The organism is Pontibacillus chungwhensis BH030062, from assembly GCF_000770675.1.
Lineage (GTDB): Bacteria > Bacillota > Bacilli > Bacillales > BH030062 > Pontibacillus > Pontibacillus chungwhensis.
In genome coordinates, this window is sequence record NZ_AVBG01000032.1 from 1 (window position 1) to 838 (window position 838).

1 protein-coding gene is annotated in these 838 nt (G+C 67.1%); it reads left to right on the top strand.

Features of this window, described 5'->3' with window-relative positions:
* Window positions 1-838 (top strand): Mu transposase domain-containing protein (locus N780_RS19650; RefSeq protein WP_198135892.1); only part of this gene is annotated, 838 nt, incomplete at both ends.

Genomic DNA, 838 nt, shown 5'->3' on the forward strand with positions numbered 1-838 from the left:
CAAGCCTCAGGACAAGGCCAAGGCCGAGGTGGCGGTGCAGGTGGTCGAGCGCTGGATCATGGCGCGGCTGCGCCATCGGCAGTTCTTCAGCCTGCATGCGCTTAACCAGGCCATCGCCGAGCTGCTGGAGGATCTGAATCGGCGCCCGTTCAAGCGGCTCGATGGCTGCCGGCGCGACTGGTTCGAGCGTCTGGATCGCCCGGCCTTGCGAGCGCTGCCGGTGCATCCCTACGAGGTCGCCACCTTCAAGCGCTGCAAGGTCAGCATCGACTACCACATCGAGGTCAATGGCAGCTTCTACAGCGTGCCCTCCGCCCTGGCCCGGCAGAACGTGGACGTGCGACTGACGGCACACACCCTGGAAGTGCTGCATGGCAACCGGCGGGTGGCCAGCCACCTGCTGCTGGGGCGACGCGGCGCTTACAGTACCCAGCGCGAACACATGCCCGCAGCGCACCAGGCGCATCGTGAGTGGACGCCGCAACGCCTGCTCGACTGGGGCGAGCGGATCGGCCCCTACACGCGCCAACTGATCGATCACCAACTGACCCACAAGCCGCACCCGGAGATGGGCTACCGCGCCTGCCTCGGCCTGCTCTCGCTGGCCCGGCGCTATGGCAATGCACGCCTGGAAGCCGCTGCCGAACGTGCCGTACACCTGCGCGCCTTCACCGGGCGCAGCGTGCGCAACCTGCTCCAGCAAGGCCTGGATCAACAGCCGCTGCCCCAGCGTGCCGCCGAAACGACCTTACCCGGCGACCACGAGAACGTCCGTGGCGCCGACTACTACCAACCCCCGCAACAGGAGCTGTTCGATGATGCCGCAACACACCCTGAA